The sequence below is a fragment of the Halobacillus litoralis genome (assembly GCF_004101865.1).
GTDB classification, from domain to species: domain Bacteria; phylum Bacillota; class Bacilli; order Bacillales; family Halobacillaceae; genus Halobacillus; species Halobacillus litoralis_A.
Window position 1 is genome coordinate 730,638 of record NZ_CP026118.1, and the last position, 22,319, is coordinate 752,956.

The window sequence follows — 22,319 nt, forward strand, 5'->3', positions numbered from 1 at the left end:
TCCTCCGGGTTTCGTCTTCAATCCGCTAACGGGTTCGGAACGGCATTATAGCCATATCCTTTACTGTTGGTGAGTCTCATTTTCGTAAGCGACTTATGCATCACCTTTGATTGGTATAAAAACGTACGATCCAGCCTGACTTGTTCCGCAATATCCTGTTGCAGTGACAAGTCATGCAAAACGCCACCACAGACGGTTTTGACCTGCGTCCAAAATGCAGACTCATCCCTACCTGAATATTGCACAAGCTGCCTGATCATCTCACCTAAATGATTTTGAAAAACTGTATAATACAGCTTGTTATGCATATCTGCATCCTGATTTGTGACCGAGACTGAATCAGGGGCGAACCCTGGCGAGAAGCCCTGATTCCGCAGGCGCTCTGTATGAATCCGTGCTCCTCCCCAATCTCTGAAAAAGAAACGCGATATCCTGCCATTTTTAAAGACAGGGATACTGTTCTGCAGATGTCCTTCAAGAGCAACTCCATATTTGACCATCAGTGTGAGATAACCGGGAAGTACCTTTTCTAAATAGTCCTGGAAAAAGTCATTGGCAGCGGCATCTCTTTTCACATTATTCTCACGAGCAAAAGAATCTACCAATTCCTTTAATACCGTTGTTTCGCTGAACGGCGATGTTGCATATAAAGCCATTCCGGCAATCGCGATTTCGTCATCCTCTAGGTATTCATCGATATTTTCACGTAAAAGCACCGTCAAGTTGCGGCTTTTCATGTCATCTTCCGACTGAAAAGCTGCTCCCCCTAGTTCATTGAGAGGAAGAAAAGACTGCAGGTTTGGTTCTTTGTCCATAACCCCCTTCAACAAATCTGTAACTACGGTTGAATTCATGGCTGTCTGCATGGAAATCGAACGTACCGTCGATGTCATTTGGCTGTTGACTGCAAGCTTGAGATCTGGCGCGCCCTCCTGCTTCGGGGCGACCGTTCGAAACGATGAAGTCGCTTCAGCAGGCAGCTTCACATCTTGTAAAAGCACAACAGTGCCTGCCTCTATTTCCTTTTCATAAATCGCCGGGATAGCGTGTGCAAACTGCCATGGGTGGACAGGCAGAATGTCGAATGTGTCTGCCGCACAGCCTCTTCGTTCCAACTCCTTTCTTACTTCAAAGCATTTTTCAGGATAATGCTTCTCCAATAAACCCTTTTCTTCTGTGGAGATCAAATGAGTCTTACGGACGGCCGCAAAGCGAATATTAAAAGATTGGTGAAATTCCGGAGAGTAGCGGAACACATCCGAAAAAGTCACACCAAGCTTCGTTTTGGCGCCAGGGTGAAGATGGTGGCCTTCAACGGTCAGCTGCTCAAAAAATAAACTTGAAGAAAAACGTGCGTCCCCGGTCCTCTTCTTTTGCAAATATTCCATAGTCGTGCGGACTCCGAGTTTTTCTGCTTCCTTCTTGAGTTTCCCTTTCCACTCTTCCTGATACATCGAAGCCAGCATCAAGTTTACGGTGCCATTATTGAGTTCTTTTATAAATGTATCTACATTCGGATAGTTCTCTTTGCTGAACAAAAGCCTTGTCAGCGTAGAAGCAGTGGGGACCACTCTTGCTTTCTCACTATCAACATAAATCACCTCATCCGTAGTTTCTACAAGCTGAAAGGCGTACTCATTCTTTATAGGAAATAGTAGCGCGTACCCCTCCAACTTCAGGTACTTATACGTAAGGTCTGTGCGAAGCGGCAGTTTTTTCAAAGGCTCATAAACCTTTTCCCACGAAAAAGAATGACCGTTGATATAGAGGGATCCGCCGTGTTTCTTCAAATCGAAGGCCCGCTCATAGAAGCCATCGATATTCTCTCTTAAGACAGAGTCTGCTAATTTATAAAGAATCCCTTTTCTGCCCATTTCCCTGTGGTGAAGAAAACGAGGCACCTGGGCAGGCAGATACTCTTTTGCGAAAGACAAACAGCTTTCTTCTTCTTTCAAGAGTTCTGTATCGATCAAGCTTTGGCTTTTCATTGCTGATATGGTCAAGTTCCAAGCACCTCATTTCTCATAGAAAGCGGATTCGGGAGATTCACGTAAATGTTATCTGTATATTTGTCTGATAAGCGCATCTGTACCAATGCTTTCATTCTCGATGGCTGAGAAAAAAGGTGGTTTTCGTCAGCCATTGCTTCACTACCAATCGTAGGATCTTGTTTTAAATGAGTGTATGTTTCTTCGATTACAGAGCGGACGATGGCCCATAATTTCATTTCATCGACCTTGAGATCTCTGGATAACCAGTAGATGATTTCTCCTAAATGATTATGAAGCAGCGCATGGGAAAAGATATCAAGAAGCTCATTACGTTGCGCTGTCAAAAGATTCGTACTCGGGTCAATCGGTTGTTTATCAAAGTAACGATCCAGACGTTCATTCATGATCCGGATTCCACCGATATCTCGGAGGATCACCCGTTCTGGAGATCCGTTCCTGAATACAATGACGCAATTCTGCAAATGGGCTTCCATGCTGATGCCATACTTTGTAATCAAAGTCAAAATTCCGGGAAGCAAAGCCCTGGCATACTTTTTCATAAAGGCCTGCGACGCTTCAAAAACCGATCCTTGCTCCTGGCGCTGGACGAGTTCTTCGACTATCAACCTTCCTGATACAGGTGACTTGGATAATAAAGCAGCTGCCGGAATAGCGATTTCGTCTTCCTGAAGCTCCTGTTCTGGATTTCCCCGGAGTATGGCCGCCATATTCTTCTGGAGAAAATGGGTTTGCTTCTCATCAAATTCTCCTTCCGGTTCGTAATGGATGCCCACCTCATCACTCATCAATGTCAAGCGGCTTGAGAGGAAGCTATCATTCCTTAACATCTCCTGGAACAGCCGGGATAGTAAAGGCCCATTGATGGTAGATGCGGCGGAAACTGTACGGATGGCACTCGTCATTTGTACGTTCATCGCTGTTTTTATATGATGCTTCGTGCGGTTGTTTAAAGGGGCTAACGTCCGGAATGAAATAAGCGCCGCCGTCTTGATTCGGACATTTTCTAATGGAATGATTCGTCCTTTTTCCAAAGCTTCGTGATAATTGTGTCTTACTGTATGGGTGAATTGCCATGGATGGACGGGGATGATCTCATATTCGTCCTCGTTCATCAGCCGCGATTCACACAACTCTTCAAAAGCTTGCTCGAGTTCAGGATACTCCTGGAATAATATCGTTTTGGTATTCTGGTTATCGAGTGCCGTCACCCTGCAGATGTGGTGATGGACAACTAGAGGAATGACCTCTGGCTCTCCACCCCACTCAGGCGCGTAGCAGGCAATGTCCTCTGCTGACATGCCGAGTCGTGTCCGTGAACAAGGATGAATCGTGTGTCCTTGAATGACCCATTGTTCAAAAAAAGCCAGCGGACTGAATGAGTGGCTCTTCTGCTGTTCGGCACTTACTAACGAATAGACATCTTTTGCATTCAGCTGCCGTGCTTCTTGTTCAACCTTCTTCTGGCGGTAACCGGCAATAGTTAACGCCAACCCGTAATTCTCGACACTGTTCGCTATTTCTTTATAAAACGACAGTTGATTTTTTGATAGGTTTTCCTTGTCATATAAGACATCCAGCAAAACGAGCGGTGTCGTGATAGGATGCTTATTCCCTTCGATATCACTATGGATGATTTTACCATCAAGATCCAGATGACTTAACGCAGACACTCTGCCGACAGGTACCTGGAGTGACTCCCCATCACAGAGGGAAATGTGAATACTGGAGCCATCCGCAACCCACACATAATCAAAAACGCCTTCACGGATGATGGCTTGAATGAGCTGATGGAGAATCACCTTTTCCGCTTTTTTCAAATGAATTATGTAATTCTTTTCGAAGTCCGGGTATTTGTTTTTTATAGAATGAACTGGTTGATTTATTCTTTTCACTTTTCTCACCTCATCCGAGGTTTTGTACAACCTCACAGCTGAATTTTCTTATTCCCTTTTTTTAATAGGAGTAATCGAATATAAGCAAACTACATAGAGTTAGCATACGTCCATCCCCCTGTTTATTATGCCCGTTCCTGTTGTTGGATTTGCAGAATTATTTTATAATTGATAACAGTTATCATTTCCAAAGATTATGGTGGAAAAATATAAAATGTGGGAGTCATCTATATGAATGCTGCATTTGAACAAATCCAAAATGACCATCGAATTTATATCGGGACGGAAGCTCAGAATCGTATTTCATATACGGTCAATGAACTGATTCACGATCAACAGCAGGCGGAGCAACTTCTGGACTTACAAAAACGGCAGCTCGATGCCCCGAATTTGTCGCTTACCGGACTTCTATTCGGAAAGATGTATTCCGTTTTAACCATGGGACTTTTTGAATCCATCATCAAGTATGGCCTTATCATCGATACTGCTCCATCCAACATAGGCATTGAATTGAAGCAAAAAAACGCTATGAACTATATGATTCACGAAGATGTTGTGTACCGTGTTGCTGACCTGCCTGAGGAACAGGTTAAGAATTTGGTCCACACCTTCATTGTAGAGAACTTACAACCATTGTTCCAAACAATTGCCCAAGTTGCCAAATGTAAACCAGCGCATATGCGGTCGATTGTTTCCCATAACCTTCACCAAAGAAAATGTGCACTGGTAAAAGAACGCCCGGAAATAAAAGAACACATCGAACAAGTATTCCGTTGGTTCACATCAAATGACCTTTTCGAGAAAAACCGACGAAACCCTTTGCTATTCAACTTCCGTTATTATACTGCAGATAATGGAAAAGAGACGTATGTGCGGCGGCACTGTTGTATGAAATATATGCTTCATGGCGGAGATAAAACGAAATGCTGCCCTACATGCCCGCTCATCCCAGACGAAGAACGCGACGAGCGGTTGTGATCTTTTCCTCAAGTGAACCATATTTTTCCAATTACACTCAATACGCAGCAACACTTTTTGAGTTATGCATCAAATAAAGAAGCCGAGTTGGACGATCAAATCGTCCAACTCGGCTTCTTTTCGATACAAGAAAATCACTCTATTCAGAAGAGGTTTTTTAGCAGCCTCTACAACGAAGGATGCTTTTCCAGCTTACTTTTATTTTAGAAGGAAACAGCAGTCGCAGCTGCCTTTTCCAAACCTTCTTCTACAATACCTTCTGCTTTATGAGGATATTGGTTGTGACCTTCCACTACCAATGTGGTAATATCTTCGACTCCCCAGAAATGCAGAATATTTTCCACATAATTCACGGCCATTTCCGCCGATTTTGCTGGTCCCTCCGAATAAACACCTCCACGTGCATTCAGAAGAGCTACCTTTTTATCCGGCAGCATCCCTACTGGACCTTCTTCCGTGTAACGGAAAGTCTTCCCTGCTTGTGCTAAATAATCAAAATACGTGTGAAGCACGGCAGGAATTGTGAAGTTCCATAGTGGGAAAGCAAATACGACTTTATCCGCTTCTAAAAATTGATTCAAATAATGATTGACTGTTCTAGTCGCTGTTTTCTCATCGTCGGTAAGCTCGATATCTCTAGACAGCTTGAACATTCCATTGATCTTATTCGTATCATAATAACCGAGGTTTTCTTCGAACAAATCAAGCTCCTCGATTTGGTGATCCGGGTGGGACTCCTTGTAGTTTTCTAAGAACTTATAATAAAGCTTGACACTCACAGACTGCTCAATAGGTCTGGAGTTCGCTTTTATGAATAATACTTTCGTCATGTTGAGAACCTCCATTTGTATGAATAAGTTGTTATAGCAACTAAATAATGGAAACGTAAATCATCTCTTTCACTGCACCATTTAGTTGCTATGCATACTTTTTATGTAGATAAATATATAAGGGATGATGGATATTGTCAACAATAAAGGTTTCCTTATCATCCTGGACGTTTATTCTTCCCTCTCCATGTGGAACCAACAAAGAAGAATACTTACAGAAAGAAGGGAAATCGCTGTGCTCGATATTCTCATCAGTCATATTCCATCGACACTTGTACACGTCCTGGCAGGGGCTCTCATCATGAATCTATTCTTTGAAAACGAGTCCCTCTCCCAGCTGCAGCGAAGAAATATCATGTTACTCGGAGCCGCCGTCGTGCTGGTGATCGATATTCCGAAACTGTTCGGCATTCTTTTGTTCCACAGTCTGCTTTTCGTCCCAATATTGGCACTCGGTATAGCCTTCTTTATTGAAAAATATATGATCACTTCTTTTCAGAAACTATGGTGGGCTTTCATGACAATCCTATCCATAGCAGGAATCGCAGTCGATTTTCTTGGCAATGGAACGCATCTTTTCTATCCATTTATGAATGAGAATTTCTCTTACACTCTCATCCACCAGGAAGGTTGGTACGCGCTTGCCTTGTTCGTTTTATTGATCACCCGTCTATATGGGCCACGTTTCATACCTTTACACTTTAGCAAAATCCTTCAAGTGAACGGGCTCTTCTTCCTGATTTTATTTATCATAGAAAATGGATGAAGGCCTTAAGAACTATTTTCCATAATTAGGTTTTATTAGGATGAATTACGGCAATATAGCTTATGTGCGCACAACTAATAAATCAATGAAAGGATGTTTTCAACGATGGCAGACCGTTACAAGACAGGCGAACAGGCTCCGCAAGCTGGAACATATGCATTTGATGGTTTAGTTGATGGTCGAAAAAAGGATAACGTAACAGAAGATGAAAAACATATTGAATTAAGTAATGGTGATACCTTCCCGCCACTTCGCTCCAGTAAAGAAGCAGCATACTGGAAGAAGTCCAACTAAAAAGCGAGCAAGAATCAAAAGGTCCTGAGCCGGATATCCGCTCAGGACCTTTTCTTGTGCTTCACTTCTTAGTACTGCCTCCATTGATCACTTTGAACTTGACCCCGCCCTTCTCATCCGGGTGGCGCTCAAAAGAATAAATCGATGCCTTCGTGCCGATCGTCAGTGAACCGTCCTCTTCTATGAAAAACAATGTTCCTGGCTCTTTCACCTGGATGGACTGCACATTATGCTTCGCGAAGACCTCCTGCAAATCCTCGATCAACTCACCTTTACCGTATGTGAAAGCCATTCTTTCACTCCCTACTATACATGCTATTTGTAGTAGGTTATGTAGAAAGAATAGGAAACATGCTCATTTCCCGTTATATAATGCTTTATATTTAGTTAGTGCTTCCAAATGGGTCATCATGGCTTTTTCCTGTGTGAAGTTTTTGATTTCTGGCAGTTCTTCTGCTTCAATATAATCAGCAAGCACGTCGATCACTTCATCCAGCAACTTGGCTTTGAAGTAATAATGCATTCGATCCAGGATTTCCTCCCCGGCTAAACCTTCTACTTTCTCCCTCCAAAAATCCCAGCCAGCCGTTTGATAGAACGGCCACAGGAACACAGAGTAATCCATGGCTGCATCACCCGATGAAGTAAGATCGTCCCAATCAATGATCCGGTAGCCACCCGCATCGTCCACCAACACATTATGCCAGTTCATATCATTATGAACGACGTCCGAAGCCAGCCCCCGGAAAGCCTCATCTTCACAGACCCTTTCCTGCAGATCATCCACCTCCTGATGGAAAAAATGGAGGGTTTCTTCATCTACAAATGATAGCAGGTCTTTCTCTGATTCGATAATAGATAGATCCGCTTGAAAACGTGTTATATATTCCTTCGTAAATGCATCCGCATATGTAATAGGCTCCATCCTGGTTAAGTGCTCTTTCATTTTACTGCTGCTATGTAATTGCTGCAGCTTATGTAAAACGGACTCAGTAACTTGATCATTCCCACTTAACGGCTTTCCCTCAAAATATTCAAAAACGAGCCCATAAGGATAACCTGGAACCAGTTCTTCTTTTATCTCACAGATAAGCGTCGGTGCTTTAAAGTCACTCATCAATAAAGAATTCACCTGCATCCACTGTTTCAGAGCAGGGACATTCTCTTTCCGAGCGAGCTTTATATGCCGCCATCTCTTTCCATCGGTGATTTTATATGACTGATTCACAAAGCCCCCGGGATTCCATATATATTCCGCCGTTACCACTTTTCTCAAAAGTCCCAGTTCTTCTGCATGGTTATGTGCCCATTCAGCCACTTTCCTTTCAAACAATGCCAGTTTCATCCTTTTCCTCCTCGCACCTTTCCTATTTTAAAAATCTTTAAACAATCTAATCTCAATTTACTCCTCCTGCAATTCGAATCCTCTTTTCAAAGCTTGGGAAAGTTCAACCTGAATAAAGGCCCTTAGAGGTATATAACCACCTCTCATATCCCAACCTTCTAATGGCAGGAATTTTACAACTTTTATAAAATACATAGATTATGGAACGAAAAGGGGGATAAGTACATAAGCCTGTGCTAGTTTCTCATTGAACTAAAAAATAGGAGGTATGTAGAACATCAGCTTTTTTTGAAAAGAACACATAGAAATCCGGGAGGTACGTTACATATGAAGAAAACAAAATGGTATCTACTAAGTTTCACTCTTTTGATGAGTATGCTTTTGGCAGCTTGTTCAGGAGCTGAAGAAACCACCAAGGAAGAAGAAGAATCTTCCTCAGCCGACAGCTCGAGTAAACAAGAACTCCATCTGACAGAAGGTGCAGAAATCCCTACGATGGACTCTTCTCTGACGATCGATGCGATAGCTTCACAATGGTTAGGCTCTACGAAAGATGGACTATACCGCCTTGGAAAAGATGGAAAGACAGAGCCGGGAATTGCCAAAGACCATAAGGTAAGTGAAGATGGTCTTGTTTGGACGTTCCAATTACGCGAAGATGCTGTATGGTCCAATGGAGACCCTGTGACTGCCCACGACTTTGTATATGCATGGCAGCGCACAATCGATCCTGATACCGGCTCAGAATATGGGCCTTACATGATGAATGGCGTCATAAAAAATGCTGAAGCCGTCTCTCAAGGGGAAAAAGAGTTGGACGCCCTTGGTGTTAAAGCAGTCGATGATTTTACTTTTGAAGTGACACTCGAAAGACCTACGCCATATTTCCAGTCAATGACGGCCTTTGGAACGTTTTTACCGATGAATCAAAAGTTCGTTGAAGAAAAAGGCGAAAAGTACGCTATGGAAGCAGATGCTCTTCTCTCTAACGGACCCTTCATTATGACTGAATGGGACCATGGTGAAGGATGGACAGTTGAAAAGAATGACGATTATTGGGATGCAGACAAGGTGAAGCTTGAAAAGATTACTGTGAATGTCGTCAAAGATACAGCATCAGCTGTGAATCTATACGAGACGAACGAAGTGGATGTGACGAACCTTTCCTCCGAATTCGTCGACAAGTACCGGACCAATGAGGAATTTAAAACAGAAGAAGAACCGACCGTTTTCTTCCTGAAAATGAACCAGGAAAACGAAATCCTCTCTAACCTTCATGCACGTAAAGCCATCCAGATGGTCGTCGACCGCCAAAGCATGGTCGATGTCATCCTGAATAACGGATCCATTCCGGCTGGTGGATATATGCCAGCGAACTTCGTCAATCACCCGGAAACAGGAGAGGACTTCCGTGACATCAATGGCAGTCTTGTCACAGATAGTGTAGCGAAAGCTCAAGAGCATTGGAAGAAAGCGAAGGAAGAACTGGGAATCGAAACAGCAGAGCTCCGCTACTTAGGTGGCGATACTGAAGTAGCCCAGAATCTGGATGCTTTCATCAAGGACCAGCTTGAGCAACTTGAAGGACTATCGATCAAGGTAGAGAGTGTACCTTTCAAAGTACGCTTGGAGCGGGACAGCAACATGGACTATGACATTGAAAACTACGGTTGGGGACCAGACTACATTGACCCGAATACATTCTTGAACCTCTGGGTTACAGATGGTGGAAACAACAAAACCGGTTACTCCAGTGAAAAATATGACAGCTTAATCAAAAAAGCAGGCACGGAATTGGCGCAAAAACCTGGGGAGCGCTTTGAAACTTTCCTCGAAGCAGAGAAATTACTCATTCAGGAAGACGCAGTCATTGCACCGCTTTATCAACGTGCAAAAGCCCAGTTATGGAAACCCTACATTAAAAATGTAACAGCGAATCCGATGGGGCCGGATTACACTTACAAGTACGCTTATATTGAAGGAAAATAAGAGGAGAAAAGGTCAGCCTGTGAAAGGGTTGACCTCTTTTCATTCGATAAAATCCACCTCAATGCTTCTCTAGAATCATATCCTGACCATCTACTGAACACCCTGTTAAAATTAGCACGATACCAAATAAAAACTTCTTCACCTTATCCCTCCCTATCAGCGTGATCATGACGTCTCACAAAATGAAATTAACTATTGATCATTGCTGTAATCATCAAAATAATCATGGAAACTGCATTTGGAGCACTAATCAATAAAAATCCCTTGATCCATTTGCTCTTAAGCTCCCTATCTTCCTTAACTTCTGTATGATTATTTGCCCTATTCCGATCCCCACTCACGAAAGCCCCCGTTAAAAGGCCCGTAATCAATAACGGGACGACAGCACTGATCGCTATTATTTTCACAGTTGTTTCCCATTCATTTGTTGAAAATCCATAAATAAAGGAAGTGAGGGTCACTACAACTCCAATACCAAAACATTTCTGTTTCATGTTATCACTCCTCACTTTACATACGTTCAACGAACAATTTCGTTTCAAGCTTCAATCGCTTTCTTTCAAAAAGCAGCAAAGTGCCTGGGATAAAAAAATTTCCCACTAGAAAACCCGAACAAAAAAACGTTCGGGTTTCCTTTATGAAGCAATAAATGCATACGCCGCTACGTCAACATACTTCGCTTTACGCAGGCACAGCCTCAACCTCCTCATCGTCTTTTCCAGTCGCAGTTATCGTTTTCTCCCAGCCTCTTCGTATTTTTGACTAACTCACTTAACAAAGTACTTTAGACAATCATTTATATAATTGCCAATAAAGCATACCTTCATCTTTATGTATTTTTATCATATTCACTTTCTCTAACACCCTTATTGAAGGTGCATTATCCTCAAGACATTCAGCCATTATTTTATTTACCGAACCCGTGTTGAATGCCCATCCAATGATAGATTTCAATGCTTCTGTCGCATAACCTTTATTTTGTTGTGCAGATTCGATACCATAGCCCACTTCAACCGATTTTTCTTCATCAGGCTTACCTTTAAAGCCCATATCACCGATAATTTCATTCGTTTGTTTATCAACAATAAGCCAGACTCCCCAACCAAAAACAGATGCTTCTTTTTTCAATTCTTCAAGATACATTTCAATATGAGGTCCAGGTTCGTATCCATTTGTGGAATAGGTCATTAATGACTCATTCGTACAAGGGGTTAGTTTCAGTCTCTCTGTATGCAGCTCCATTTCCTGTCTCCTTCTCAACTTTCATTCTCGGCTAACCTACTACGACGATTATTCTATTTTAATAGGACATCTTTGATAACCTGAGTTTATCATAAGTACCAAATTTTAGGTAAAATAGTTTCCATTTCCCAAAACTGAAACCATGTCAAATATCTAAAAAAGGAATAGCAACGAGTGAGGAAACTGAAAAATCCTTTTCAATCTAGAGAAGCTGTTAAAGTTTGGTGTTGCTTCTCACGAATCGCTTGTCGGTGGATGCTTGCCGCGGGCACGGCCTCAGCTAACTTGGTCAAGAAGATCACTTGACCAAGTGGATCTTCGGCTCGCGCTGTTCCCGCAGGCGTCACCACCGACCGCTCATCGTGGAATCAACAGTGGCACATCTAAAAAGAGTAATATTCTATGACTTATGAAAGAAAACCACTCTGCATGTACGCGTTAGCGATCTTCACCGTCAATAGCAAACTAGCACTAATACCATGGAAGATTAGGAGCCCTAATGTCCCATCAAAACTATAAAAGAAGCCGAAATGAACGATAAAATCGTCCAACTCGGCTTCTTTATAAGATGCATACCTCAAAAGTTGTGTTCTTCAGTTACTTTGCATCGAGTGAATACTTTTTCATCGATGCTCTATGAATTTCTTCGTCAGTCAGTTAATGTCCAGTTCATCAAATCTTTATATCGCGTTTATTGAAGCCTATAAAACCTGCTATTGTCAGTAAGACCGCAAACAAGCTCAATCCAGCGAGTGCCATGAATGAATAATCTTCAATCGGTATTTGCGGCACGTGGCCAAAAGGTGAGAGATTGCCGACCCAATCGGAAAACTGAAATAATCCTCCTAAATACAATACCAAAAAGGAATAAAGAACATAGAGCCAAATAAAGCCCGTCAAATTCGGCAAACAACCAATCAGCAATACGGCTATACTGATCATGACGAGCATGGCGGGATAATAAGACAAGGCCGCCCCAAAAATCATTTGAAACGATAATCCGCCATCAACTACTGCCGTCCCCGCTGACCATAACCCAAGCGCTGCAAGCATGAGCATGACGAATCCATTGCCAATCGAAATCAGCAGGTAGCTGCCTAACAGCTTATTCCGGGAAACATTTCTACTTAACAAATGAACGATTTGTTCCTTTTTCTCCTCAGCGCGCAGTTTATTCACTGCCATGACAGGAGGGACAGTGGCAAGCAGTGAAATGACAATCATCAGCATCGGAATGAACTGTTCAACCAATGTCACCCCTTCCGCCGGCTTAAGCAGCTGTTTCATTGTTTCATTACTGGAGAAAAACGACTCAAGATCTCCTAACACAGCGCCATAAGAAGCTCCTAATACAAGCATCCCCACAGCCCATGAGATGACTCCGGTCCGTTGTAACCTTAAAGCAAGACCGATGGGACTCTGCAAAAAGCGGGAAGCATATCTTTTACCAGGTTTGGATGGCAAAAAGCCGCGATCCAAGTCCCTGATTACATTCAGGTAATTCGCCACACCATACAGGACCACCGAAACAAACACCATTAAAAGGACCGGCCACCAATTATTCGTATCGTAAACTTGTGCTTTAGTCACCCAGGCAAGCGGTGAAATCCACGATAAAGCCTCATTGCTGACATCGGTGACTGCACGGAAAAGATAAGCGATAAGCAGGAAGGCAATCGAATAACCGACCGTACCGCGTGAACTGTCTGAAAGCTGACCAAATACAGCTGTTACTCCCGCAAAAAACAAGCCCGTGGCGCCTAGGGCTGCCCCATACAATAAGGAACCTTCCAAATCCATACTCTCTATCCCGAGCGCGTAAAGTCCGAAGCCATTGAGCAATGCTAACCCCGCGCAAGCCCCTGATATGACAATCAGAACAGAATTCAAATAGGAAAGCCTTCCTGTTGGTAAGGAACGAATCATTTCCAAGCGTCCATCTTCTTCAGCGGCACGTGTGTGGCGAGTCACCAGGAGAATACTCATCAACCCGACCACCGCAGCTGTGATGAGCAGCATCTGATGTGCGGTCATGACACCAAGCGTATAGTTTGCAAGATCAGCTGGCCCAGTCATGGCGGTCATAGCTGGATTTGCCATCGTTTGGGCCATTGCCTCCCTTTCCTGTTGGGAACCATAAAGATCTACAAAAGACATTGGTACAATGAGCGTAAAAAAAGTAAGGGCAATGATCCAAATCGGAATCCGGATGCGATCAAGACGAAGAATGAATTTTGAAAGGTACGCCGTTTTAGCCATTAATTTCCCTGCCATCAGTGTACTTCTCCCCCTTCTGTCTCCTTCCCTTCATAATGACGCATGAATAAATCCTCTAAGGTTGGCGGAGCACTCTCAATTTTGATGATACCGAATTGACTGATATGTTTGATAACCGGATCGATTTGCGCGGTCTCCACTTGAAATGAAACCCCATGTTCCCCTTCTTCGATCTCATGCATGCCTTCCAACTCATTCAACCCTGTAATCGGCTGTTTAGTGTCGACGAGCATTTGCGTCCTTGTCAGGTGGCGCAGTTCGCTTAATGAACCCGATTCGATTATTTTCCCCTGCCGTATAATACTCACCCTGTCGCAAAGTTTTTCTACCTCGGATAAAATGTGACTGGAAAGCAAGACACTTTTTCCTTGGCTCTTCAATTCCATCACACATTCCTGAAACACTTTTTCCATAAGAGGATCGAGTCCTGAAGTCGGTTCGTCCAGGATATAAAGGTCTGCCTCAGATGAAAAGGCAGCAACCAAAGCAACCTTCTGCCTGTTTCCTTTGGAATAGGTTCGACACTTTTTAGAAGGGTCTAAATCAAATTTCTTTATTAATTCCTCACGTTTTGCGTTATTTACTGTCCCATTCAATTTCACAAATAAATCAATGACCTCTCCCCCAGTCAAGTTCGGCCATAGATTCACATCACCAGGGACATAGGCAATACTTTTGTGAATGGCCACAGCATCACGCCAGGCATCCTTGTCAAAAATCTTCACGTCTCCATCTGTCGCTTTCAATATGCCTAATAATATGCGAATCGCAGTCGATTTACCTGCACCATTCGGACCGATAAACCCTACAATTTCTCCTTTATCGACCTCAAGATTAATTCTATCCAATGCTGTAAACTTGCCGAACTTCTTTGTTAAATCCGTCACTTTTAATAAGCTCATGTTCATTCCTCCCCCTGTTTATAGAAACTATGCTTGAGAATTTCTGCATAGCTGTTCCATTCGTCAAGTATGTGGACGCCGACATTTTCAAAAGAATCCAATTTTTCAAGTTGCGTTTCTGCAAATCCGACCATAGACCAGTTAAGGATATGGATCGCCTTCTCAGGGTCAATATCATCTCGGAATTTTGACCAATCGATATTCTGATAGATTCTTTTCAAGCCATCCTCCAATATATTGCCCTTCATTTGATCGATATCGGATTTTACTTCTGCCGCAGTTTCATCCCCCAGTGATTTCAGAAAATCAAATACCAGAGGATATCTTTTTTGAATCTTTAATTTAATCAACCCAATCTGACCAATCCTTTTAAAAAGGTCCTGTTCATTAAAGTCTATGTCATCATAAATTTGCTCAACGATCTTAACTGAACTTTCAATTAAAAAAAGATACAAATCCTTTTTATTCATAAAATAATTGAATAAGGAACCCTTTGATATTTCAGCCTCTTTGACTATTTCATTTGTTGAGGCTTTATCAAAACCGCTTTTCACAAATTCTTTCATTGCGGCATTGATTATTCGCTCTTGTTTATCGATTTTCAAATTATAAAATTTAGCATTAATTGTAAGACACCCCTCTTACGTGAAATGACCACTTCGGTCAATTTTATAATAACAAAGAATGACCAAAGTGGTCAATGTTTATTTGAACCCTATCATAACTGGTCTCACCATTAGTTAAACTTCGACAATTGATTGCATCCGAAATTTATCGGCATTTTCCGAAGATTTCCTTTCACGTCTATTTGCACTGCTATTCATAAACTTTCCTTAGGGGAACCCAGGTATGGACCATTTTTACCTAACCGATTGTTGGATTATAATAAAGACTATTCATGTTTTTTTAAGTCTCTGAAGATATTAAAGGAAATCTACGCTATAAAACGGTGAGGATGAAAGTTATGAATCAGACAATAAATGTTTTAGTCATTGAAGACGATAATGATATTAACCGGTTACTATGTAATGTCATCAAAAAGAACGGTTATCATCCAAAGCCAGCCTATTCAGGTACAGAGGCTGCCATTTACTTAGAGAATCAACAATGGGATCTGGTTCTGCTGGATCTCATGCTGCCTGGATTACCCGGGGAAGAAATTTTAACGAAATTGAATCAAGAGGTCCATGTCCCCGTTATCATAATTTCAGCCAAACAGGAGACCCAAACAAAGGTCGACACACTGAGAGCGGGAGCGGATGACTATATTACAAAACCTTTTGATGTGGATGAGGTTTCTGCCAGAATTGATTCGTGTTTAAGAAGGTTTCAAAGGATGGAAGTACAGGGATCCAATCAGTATCATCACAAAAACCTTGTCCTGGACGCTGAACTGAAGAGTGTCACAGTAAAGGGGAAGGAATTAAAGTTAACAGCACGGGAATATGAAATTTTATCCCTTCTCATTTCTTCGCCTAAAAAAGTGTACACAAAAGCTAATTTATTCGAGAGTGTTTGGAATGAAAATTTCCATGGTGATGATAATACGATCAACGTCCATATGAGTAATCTGAGAAGTAAACTTTTAACGGCCGACCCAGAGGAAGAGTATATTGAAACGATCTGGGGCATGGGCTATAAACTTAAAACTTAAGGTTTTCTTAAGGATTATCTTAAGCCTTTCTTATGTTTTCCTCCTTATAGTAGTAAGTGTGCAAGATAACAAACGAGAAAGTACAGGGAGGAAAAGACGTAATGAATGAATATGTACTTCAAACGAATCAGCTTTCAAAGAAATACAAGAATACGATGGCGCTTGATAAAGTGAACATGACTATCAAGCGAGGAGAGATTTATGGCTTCATCGGACAAAATGGTGCTGGAAAATCCACCTTGATCCGGCTGATCTGCGGTCTTGCCAAGCCTACCAATGGCAAAATCGAATTATTCGGGGAGAGCAATGAACAGGAGCTGATTCAAGCAAGAAAACGAATCGGTACAATCATCGAGGGGCCAGCCTTATATCCGAATATGACCGCTTCTGAGAACTTGGAGGCACATCGTCTTTTAAAAGGAATTCCCGGTAAAGACTGTATAGAAAAGACACTTACACTCGTCGGCTTAGTGGACACAGGAAAGAAGAAAGCCAAAAACTTTTCCTTAGGTATGAAGCAGCGTTTAGGGATCGCTATTGCATTATTAGGTGACCCTGAATTCCTGATTCTTGATGAACCGATCAATGGATTAGACCCGATGGGAGTAGTCGAAATCCGTGAACTGCTAAAGAAGCTCAATCAGGAATATGACATTACCATTCTCATTTCAAGCCACATACTGAGTGAACTTCATTTATTAGCCACGCATTATGGAATTATTCATAATGGGAAATTGATTGAGCAAATGTCCTTGAAAGAACTGAATGATAAATGTCAGCAGTACCTGCATATCAAGGTGAATGACCCGAACAAAGCGGCTACTGTCCTGGAAAATCATTTACAAACGAAGAATTTTGAAGTGATGCCAAACGGTTCGATTAAATTGTTTGAATTCGTGGATGTGCCAGGGGAAGTTTCTCAGACGCTGACGAACCAAGGGCTCGTGATCGAAGAATTCATGCCGTCGGGAGAAGATTTAGAAACTTACTTTTCTAAACGGATCGGGGGTGTCCACAATGGGTAACCTGATCAAATCTGAATGGTTCAAACTGACAAAAGACCGACCGTTCCTCGTATTGAGTGGTTTTTTAATTGCCGTGGCTGTTCTATTCCCACTTTTGGAGTTTGATGGAGCACAGGCAGGCCTGCCTACTGTGAGTGACTACTACTTGAATGTTGTCCTTAGTGTCCACACTGACATCGTAAAGCTGATCCCCAGTATTCTCGCTGGTTTTTTTATTACAAGTGAATACTCGATCGGGACGATGAAAAGCATCACCTCATCAGGGAATAACAGAGTTAGGATTTATTTTGCCAAGGCGATGATATTTTCTGTTGGAGCGATTATCCTGTCCTTAATCCTCCCTGTTTTCATGACAGGGGCAAGTGCTTTGTATTTTGGTTTCAGCGACATGCCGGAAATGGCTTTCTACTTCCAGACAGTTGGATTGATCGCCCTTTATGGAGCTGGCTTTGCCTCGATCATGGCTATTTTCGCGACGATATTTTCTGACAGTGGAAAGACGATAGGATTTTTACTTTTATTGTTTCTATTGGTTGACTGGCCCCTGCAAGTATTAGCAGTAAAAGTCCCATTCCTTGAACCCGTAATCAGCCATTCTGTGTTTAATTTAGTTTATGATATTGTTAACATCAGTCAACTGGCCACTAATGAAGTGATTACATTGGTCCTCGTTCCCATTTTGACATTTATAGTATCCGGAATGATCGGAAGCTTCATTTTCCATAAGAAAGAAATCAAGTAAGCAAGGAGGCGGGTGAAGATGATCTATCTGACAATCGTAAGCATACTCATTTTAATAACGGTACTCACCCGCCTATTTTTTGTGAAAAGGGAAATCAAAAGAGCTTCCCGGCAGCTTAAAGCCCTCAACAACGGGGTAACTTCCAAGAAAATAGATCTTCACTATTATGATAAAGATATGGAAGAGTTGACTAACGAAATAAATAAGCAAATCGATTCAACCAAAAAAGCACACGCCGAAAAGCGCTCATCAGAAAATGAGTTGAAAAAGGCGATTTCCTACATTTCCCATGATATTCGCACTCCTATGACATCGATTCTCGGGTATATTCAATTCCTTGAATCCGATGAAATAACCCCAGAATTAAAACGGGAGTACACAGGAATAATCAAAGATAGCGCCAAAAGATTAAAGGTGCTCCTCGAGGATTATTTCGAACTATCTATTATAGAGCAAGTCGATTATCCATTGAAATTAGAAACGGTCAAGTTGAATGTGCTGACACCGGAGGTACTCTTAGGATTTTACGAAGAATTCAATCAAAAAAACCTGGAGCCTGACATTACGAGTCCAAATGGGGACCTGTCAATAACTGCAGATCCATCCGCTGTAAAGAGAGTGATTGAAAACTTAATTGTAAACGCCATAAGACATTCCACCGGCTCTGTATCTATCCAGTTGAAACAAGAGGATCACTTTGCGTATCTGATCATTAGTAACTCTGTCAACCATTTAAGTGAGCAAGACTTAAACCACTTGTTTGACCGTTTTTATAAAGCGGATCGTACAAGGGCCGGAGAAGGCACAGGCTTAGGATTACCAATTGCCAAAAGCCTCATGAATAAAATGGACGGAAGCCTTACCGCCGAATTAAAGGAAAACCACATCATCATGACTTGTAAATGGAAGAATCAGCCTTGAAGACCGGCTATTGATCCAAGTCCTTATATGTAAGTTATTTTAACTGTCCGATGATTTTAGGTAATTCCTTTAAATCATCAATCACATAATCCGCTTTCACTCTGCCCCAATGATGGTCCTTTTTCCATATACCTTTCATTCCAACTGCTTGGGCTGCCTGCAGGTCTTTTTCCGGATGATCCCCTATGAACACGCACTCTTCCGGATAAACATTGAGCTTTTCCGATGCTCTTTTAAAAATTATTGGATCAGGCTTTTTTACTCCTTCCCACTCTGATATTAGAATGGCATCCATGTAACGGTCTATTTTCAAAGCCTTGATATTATCCATTTGAAACTGACCTTTCCCATTAGTAATCATGCCAATAAGAAAATTTTCCTGTCTCAGCTTCTCGAGCGTTTCCAAGAGATCAGGATACGGAACACATTTTTCTTTGAAGTGATCCAAATAGTCCTGGAGCAGTTCATTCCAAGTAAGACCCAGGATAGTAAATTCATGAATCAGTTGTTTATAAACTTTGTCCTTCCATACATAACCACGATGATCCAGCTTAATGAACCTTTGTATGTACTCTTCTTTCGGGATTGCATGGAGCCAGTCATTCAATCGTTCATACTGGTCATCGATGAATTTCCTTACTGATTCATCCCGGTTTAATAATGTTCCATCTAAATCAAAAATCACAGCTTTAATCATGGTCCCCCACCCTTCTTTCGATTAATCTATTACCATCTACCGAATTTCAGTTTCGGGAAATCCCGATTCAATGCTTCAAATCTTGTCCATCTGAAGATACAGCCTTCAGTTCACATGTTCTTATCAGATAGTAATGACTATTTTTCCTATATTATTTCGATCAGCCATCAATTGAAAGGCTTCATTGGCATGCTCAAAACTCAACTTATGACTTATCTTAACGTCCAATTCTTTATTTGATAGTAAACGTATCACCTTTTCTGCGCTGGCTCTCAGTATTTCTGGAGAGTCATGTTGGCGCTGTCCAGAACTATAACCTATAACCGATCTGGATGTTGAATGGAGATCTGTCGATAACACCTTCCCGGGTTGACCAGAAGCATGACCATAAGTAATGAGCTTTCCATAAGGAGCTACACAATTCAAGCTTTTCTCCAATATTTCGCCCCCGACAGAATCAAAGACGATATTCACCCCTGTCCCATTCGTTAAACTCATAATCTCCTTCTCAAAATCACTCGTCCGATATGGAATAGCTTGAGTAACTCCATAATTGTTGATCAACTTTCTTTTCTCTTCATTACCTACTGTCCCATAAATTACGGCTTTTTTCCGTTTAAGCAATTGGATCAATGTCAGGCCGACTCCTCCAGCTGCAGCATGAACCAAAACTTTATCATTTTCTTTTACTTCTGCCACCTTGTGAACTAATTCAAAAGCTGTAATCCCGATACTTAATATAGCTGCGGCGTCGTCAAATGCCACGTCATCAGGCAAACGATAAACAAGATCACCATTCACCCTCACATATTCAGCCATTCCTCCACCATTCGGAAATCCAGCCCCACGGTCACCTATGGAAAATGTTTTCACATCGTCACCTACTTGTATGACAGTCCCTGCACAGTCAAAGCCGGGGATGAAATGGACCCCGCCCAAGGAGTGATAATCTCCTCTAATCGCAGAGACATCTGCAAAATTCAAACTAACAGACTCTACTTTAATTAAAACTTCATTTGCCTTCTGTAGTGGAGGTTGAACATCACTTAACCGTACATATCGGTCCTTATCCTTACTGTAGTCACTTATAACAGCCTTCATCCTACATCCCTCCAAAAAATCATATTTCCTGATCAGTTCAACAAGTCGATAGCTTCCAGTCTTCCCCCCTTTCCAGTTTAGTATATCGTGGTGATTCTTTCCTGTTTCACCTTAACGACAACCGTCCGGGTACCGAAACCTCTCTTCTGTTTAATGAAATTTCCGTCTCTGTTTCGTTCGAATTAATTACGGACATTCATTCTTCTTTATTTCAGCAAGCTGTTATTTTCAAATTCACAGACTATCAAAAACCCGGCTCATGAAATATTTTTTTGAAAATTTTTTATAAAGTCGTAACCGTTGATATTATAGCGATTACCGGGAATATTTTATTGAAAAAGTCAGAAAATTTTGTGACAGACTAGTGAATTTTCATAAATCATTTGTTATAGTACATAAATAACGGAACATTTAAGGACAATGTCCAGAATATAAAAAAGGGGGTGTCTTTTTTGAAAACCTTACAATTACACATCAACGATATCGAAAATGACATCTATCAAATCCGACGACAATTGCATAAATATCCAGAATTGAGTGGAGAAGAAACTAACACATCGGAACTTGTGAAAGAGAAGCTGACGGAATATGGCATCTCCTATGAACATGGTTTTGCCGGCACTGGTGTTCTTGGCGTCATCAAGGGTGGAAAACCCGGCAAAACCGTTGCCTTAAGAGCTGACATGGATGCACTTCCCATCCAGGAAACGAATGATCATGATTTCTCGTCTGAAGTGGAAGGGAAAATGCACGCATGCGGCCATGATGCCCATACGGCTATGCTACTTGGTACAGGCTACGCCCTCAAAAAGATAGAGGAACAAATCGAAGGAACCGTTCTCCTTGTTTTCCAGCCTGCAGAAGAATCCTCCCCCATTGGTGGTTCTGGACCGATGATGGAAGATGGTGTCTTTCATGAATACAAACCGGACGTCATCTACGGACAGCATGTCTGGCCTGGGCTCCCAGTCGGGGAAATGGGCATCCGTGACAAAGAGATGATGGGCGCATCTGATCGCTTTACTGTAAAAGTCACCGGAAGAGGCGGCCATGCGAGCATGCCACATGAAGGAAACGATGCGATCATTATTACCAACCAGATGATTTCAAGTCTCCAGACGATTGTAAGTCGTAACGTCAACCCATTGAACTCCGCCGTCGTTACGATCGGCAGGATTGAAGGCGGCGACCGTTACAACGTCATCCCTAAAGAAGTCAGCTTCGAAGGGACAGTCCGAACCTACAAACCGGAAGTGAAAGAAATGATCAAAAAGCGCTTCCACACCATTCTGAACCAAACCGCAGAAGCGTTCGATGCTGAGGTAGACATTGAGTACTTGGATGGCTATCCTGCTACCATCAACACTCCTGCCTATGCCCAGCAAGCGAGAAAAACAGCCCAGCGTATCTTTGGGGAAAATGCGACACCCCAAGTAGAACCAGCCCTCGCCGGAGAAGATTTTTCACGCTTTTTACTCGACTACCCCGGCGCGTTCATCTGGCTCGGAACACAAATCGAACAGGCAGCTGAACAAAAACCGCTGCACGATCCAGGCTTTCAATTAGATGAAAAGGCTTTGCCAATGGGTAGTCATTTCATGGCAGAAGTCGCCATAGATACATTAAAGTCTCTATCCAGTCAGGGAGGATAA

Annotated in this window: 22 protein-coding genes; 9 read left to right on the forward strand and 13 right to left on the reverse strand. The window is 42.2% G+C overall.

The annotated features are described in order from the left end of the window. Positions 1–17 precede the first annotated feature (17 nt). Both HLI_RS03645 and HLI_RS03650 read right to left on the reverse strand, forming a co-directional pair. Positions 18–2,003 (reverse strand): IucA/IucC family protein, encoded by a 1,986-nt coding sequence (locus tag HLI_RS03645; protein WP_241655930.1) that lies wholly within the window; start codon positions 2,001–2,003, stop codon positions 18–20. Then, positions 2,000–3,904, reverse strand: coding sequence for an IucA/IucC family protein (locus tag HLI_RS03650; protein WP_164908470.1), 1,905 nt, complete (start codon positions 3,902–3,904; stop codon positions 2,000–2,002). Before HLI_RS03650 ends, HLI_RS03645 begins: the two co-directional genes overlap by 4 nt. Positions 3,905–4,135: 231 nt before the next feature. Here HLI_RS03650 and HLI_RS03655 point away from each other — a divergent pair, with 231 nt between their 5' ends. After that, positions 4,136–4,882, forward strand: a complete 747-nt coding sequence (locus tag HLI_RS03655) for a hypothetical protein (RefSeq protein WP_128523136.1) — start codon at positions 4,136–4,138, stop codon at positions 4,880–4,882. A 203-nt stretch (positions 4,883–5,085) separates the two neighbouring features. Here HLI_RS03655 and HLI_RS03660 read toward each other — a convergent pair whose 3' ends face one another. Beyond that, positions 5,086–5,712, reverse strand: coding sequence for an FMN-dependent NADH-azoreductase (locus HLI_RS03660; RefSeq protein WP_128523137.1), 627 nt, complete (start codon positions 5,710–5,712; stop codon positions 5,086–5,088). A 127-nt stretch (positions 5,713–5,839) separates the two neighbouring features. Here HLI_RS03660 and HLI_RS03665 point away from each other — a divergent pair, with 127 nt between their 5' ends. Together HLI_RS03665 and HLI_RS03670 are read left to right on the forward strand one after the other, a co-directional pair. Then, entirely contained in the window at positions 5,840–6,478 is a 639-nt protein-coding gene (locus HLI_RS03665; protein ID WP_128523138.1) for a hypothetical protein, read from the forward strand. A 105-nt stretch (positions 6,479–6,583) separates the two neighbouring features. Next, complete coding sequence (locus tag HLI_RS03670) at positions 6,584–6,772, forward strand: YjzC family protein (RefSeq protein ID WP_128523139.1); 189 nt, start codon at positions 6,584–6,586, stop codon at positions 6,770–6,772. Positions 6,773–6,833: 61 nt separating this feature from the next. Here the strand turns inward: HLI_RS03670 and HLI_RS03675 are convergent, their stop codons facing one another. Beyond that, the gene (locus tag HLI_RS03675; protein ID WP_128523140.1) at positions 6,834–7,064 is read right to left on the reverse strand and encodes a hypothetical protein; all 231 of its coding nucleotides are present in this window, start codon (positions 7,062–7,064) and stop codon (positions 6,834–6,836) included. 63 nt (positions 7,065–7,127) lie between these two features. Further along, entirely contained in the window at positions 7,128–8,117 is a 990-nt protein-coding gene (locus HLI_RS03680; protein ID WP_128523141.1) for an aminoglycoside phosphotransferase family protein, read from the reverse strand. Between the two features lie 327 nt (positions 8,118–8,444). On the opposite strand from HLI_RS03680, the gene HLI_RS03685 reads away from it, so the two are divergent. Beyond that, positions 8,445–10,106 (forward strand): peptide ABC transporter substrate-binding protein, encoded by a 1,662-nt coding sequence (locus HLI_RS03685; protein WP_128523142.1) that lies wholly within the window; start codon positions 8,445–8,447, stop codon positions 10,104–10,106. Positions 10,107–10,294: 188 nt separating this feature from the next. Here the strand turns inward: HLI_RS03685 and HLI_RS03690 are convergent, their stop codons facing one another. From HLI_RS03690 to HLI_RS03710, 6 genes are all read right to left on the reverse strand, one after another. Continuing rightward, positions 10,295–10,600, reverse strand: coding sequence for a DUF5316 domain-containing protein (locus HLI_RS03690; protein ID WP_128523143.1), 306 nt, complete (start codon positions 10,598–10,600; stop codon positions 10,295–10,297). A gap of 298 nt (positions 10,601–10,898) precedes the next feature. After that, a complete protein-coding gene (locus tag HLI_RS03695) occupies positions 10,899–11,348 on the reverse strand; it encodes a GNAT family N-acetyltransferase (RefSeq protein ID WP_128523144.1) in 450 nt (149 codons plus the stop codon). A 197-nt stretch (positions 11,349–11,545) separates the two neighbouring features. Continuing rightward, on the reverse strand, positions 11,546–11,698 hold the full coding sequence (locus tag HLI_RS21450; protein WP_164908471.1) for a hypothetical protein: 153 nt from the start codon (positions 11,696–11,698) through the stop codon (positions 11,546–11,548). 322 nt (positions 11,699–12,020) lie between these two features. Continuing rightward, complete coding sequence (locus HLI_RS03700; protein ID WP_128523145.1) at positions 12,021–13,622, reverse strand: ABC transporter permease; 1,602 nt, start codon at positions 13,620–13,622, stop codon at positions 12,021–12,023. Further along, on the reverse strand, positions 13,622–14,527 hold the full coding sequence (locus tag HLI_RS03705; RefSeq protein WP_128523146.1) for an ABC transporter ATP-binding protein: 906 nt from the start codon (positions 14,525–14,527) through the stop codon (positions 13,622–13,624). The genes HLI_RS03700 and HLI_RS03705 overlap by 1 nt, the downstream gene beginning before the upstream one ends. Positions 14,528–14,529: 2 nt before the next feature. Further along, entirely contained in the window at positions 14,530–15,132 is a 603-nt protein-coding gene (locus tag HLI_RS03710; protein WP_128523147.1) for a TetR/AcrR family transcriptional regulator, read from the reverse strand. Between the two features lie 359 nt (positions 15,133–15,491). Between HLI_RS03710 and HLI_RS03715 the strand changes: the two genes are divergently transcribed. The 4 genes from HLI_RS03715 (at position 15,492) to HLI_RS03730 (ending at position 18,869) form a co-directional block, all read left to right on the forward strand. Further along, positions 15,492–16,181, forward strand: coding sequence for a response regulator transcription factor (locus HLI_RS03715; RefSeq protein ID WP_128523148.1), 690 nt, complete (start codon positions 15,492–15,494; stop codon positions 16,179–16,181). Positions 16,182–16,282: 101 nt separating this feature from the next. Beyond that, positions 16,283–17,206, forward strand: a complete 924-nt coding sequence (locus tag HLI_RS03720) for an ABC transporter ATP-binding protein (RefSeq protein WP_128523150.1) — start codon at positions 16,283–16,285, stop codon at positions 17,204–17,206. Further along, positions 17,199–17,948 carry an ABC transporter permease gene (locus HLI_RS03725; RefSeq protein ID WP_128523152.1) on the forward strand — a complete coding sequence of 250 codons (750 nt, stop codon included), beginning with the start codon at positions 17,199–17,201 and terminating at the stop codon, positions 17,946–17,948. The genes HLI_RS03720 and HLI_RS03725 overlap by 8 nt, the downstream gene beginning before the upstream one ends. A gap of 18 nt (positions 17,949–17,966) precedes the next feature. After that, positions 17,967–18,869, forward strand: a complete 903-nt coding sequence (locus HLI_RS03730) for a sensor histidine kinase (RefSeq protein ID WP_128523153.1) — start codon at positions 17,967–17,969, stop codon at positions 18,867–18,869. A 34-nt stretch (positions 18,870–18,903) separates the two neighbouring features. Here HLI_RS03730 and HLI_RS03735 read toward each other — a convergent pair whose 3' ends face one another. Together HLI_RS03735 and HLI_RS03740 are read right to left on the reverse strand one after the other, a co-directional pair. After that, positions 18,904–19,566, reverse strand: coding sequence for an HAD family hydrolase (locus tag HLI_RS03735; RefSeq protein WP_128523155.1), 663 nt, complete (start codon positions 19,564–19,566; stop codon positions 18,904–18,906). Between the two features lie 123 nt (positions 19,567–19,689). Beyond that, positions 19,690–20,667 (reverse strand): quinone oxidoreductase family protein, encoded by a 978-nt coding sequence (locus tag HLI_RS03740; protein ID WP_128523157.1) that lies wholly within the window; start codon positions 20,665–20,667, stop codon positions 19,690–19,692. Positions 20,668–21,110: 443 nt separating this feature from the next. Here HLI_RS03740 and HLI_RS03745 point away from each other — a divergent pair, with 443 nt between their 5' ends. Continuing rightward, complete coding sequence (locus tag HLI_RS03745; protein ID WP_431357391.1) at positions 21,111–22,319, forward strand: M20 metallopeptidase family protein; 1,209 nt, start codon at positions 21,111–21,113, stop codon at positions 22,317–22,319.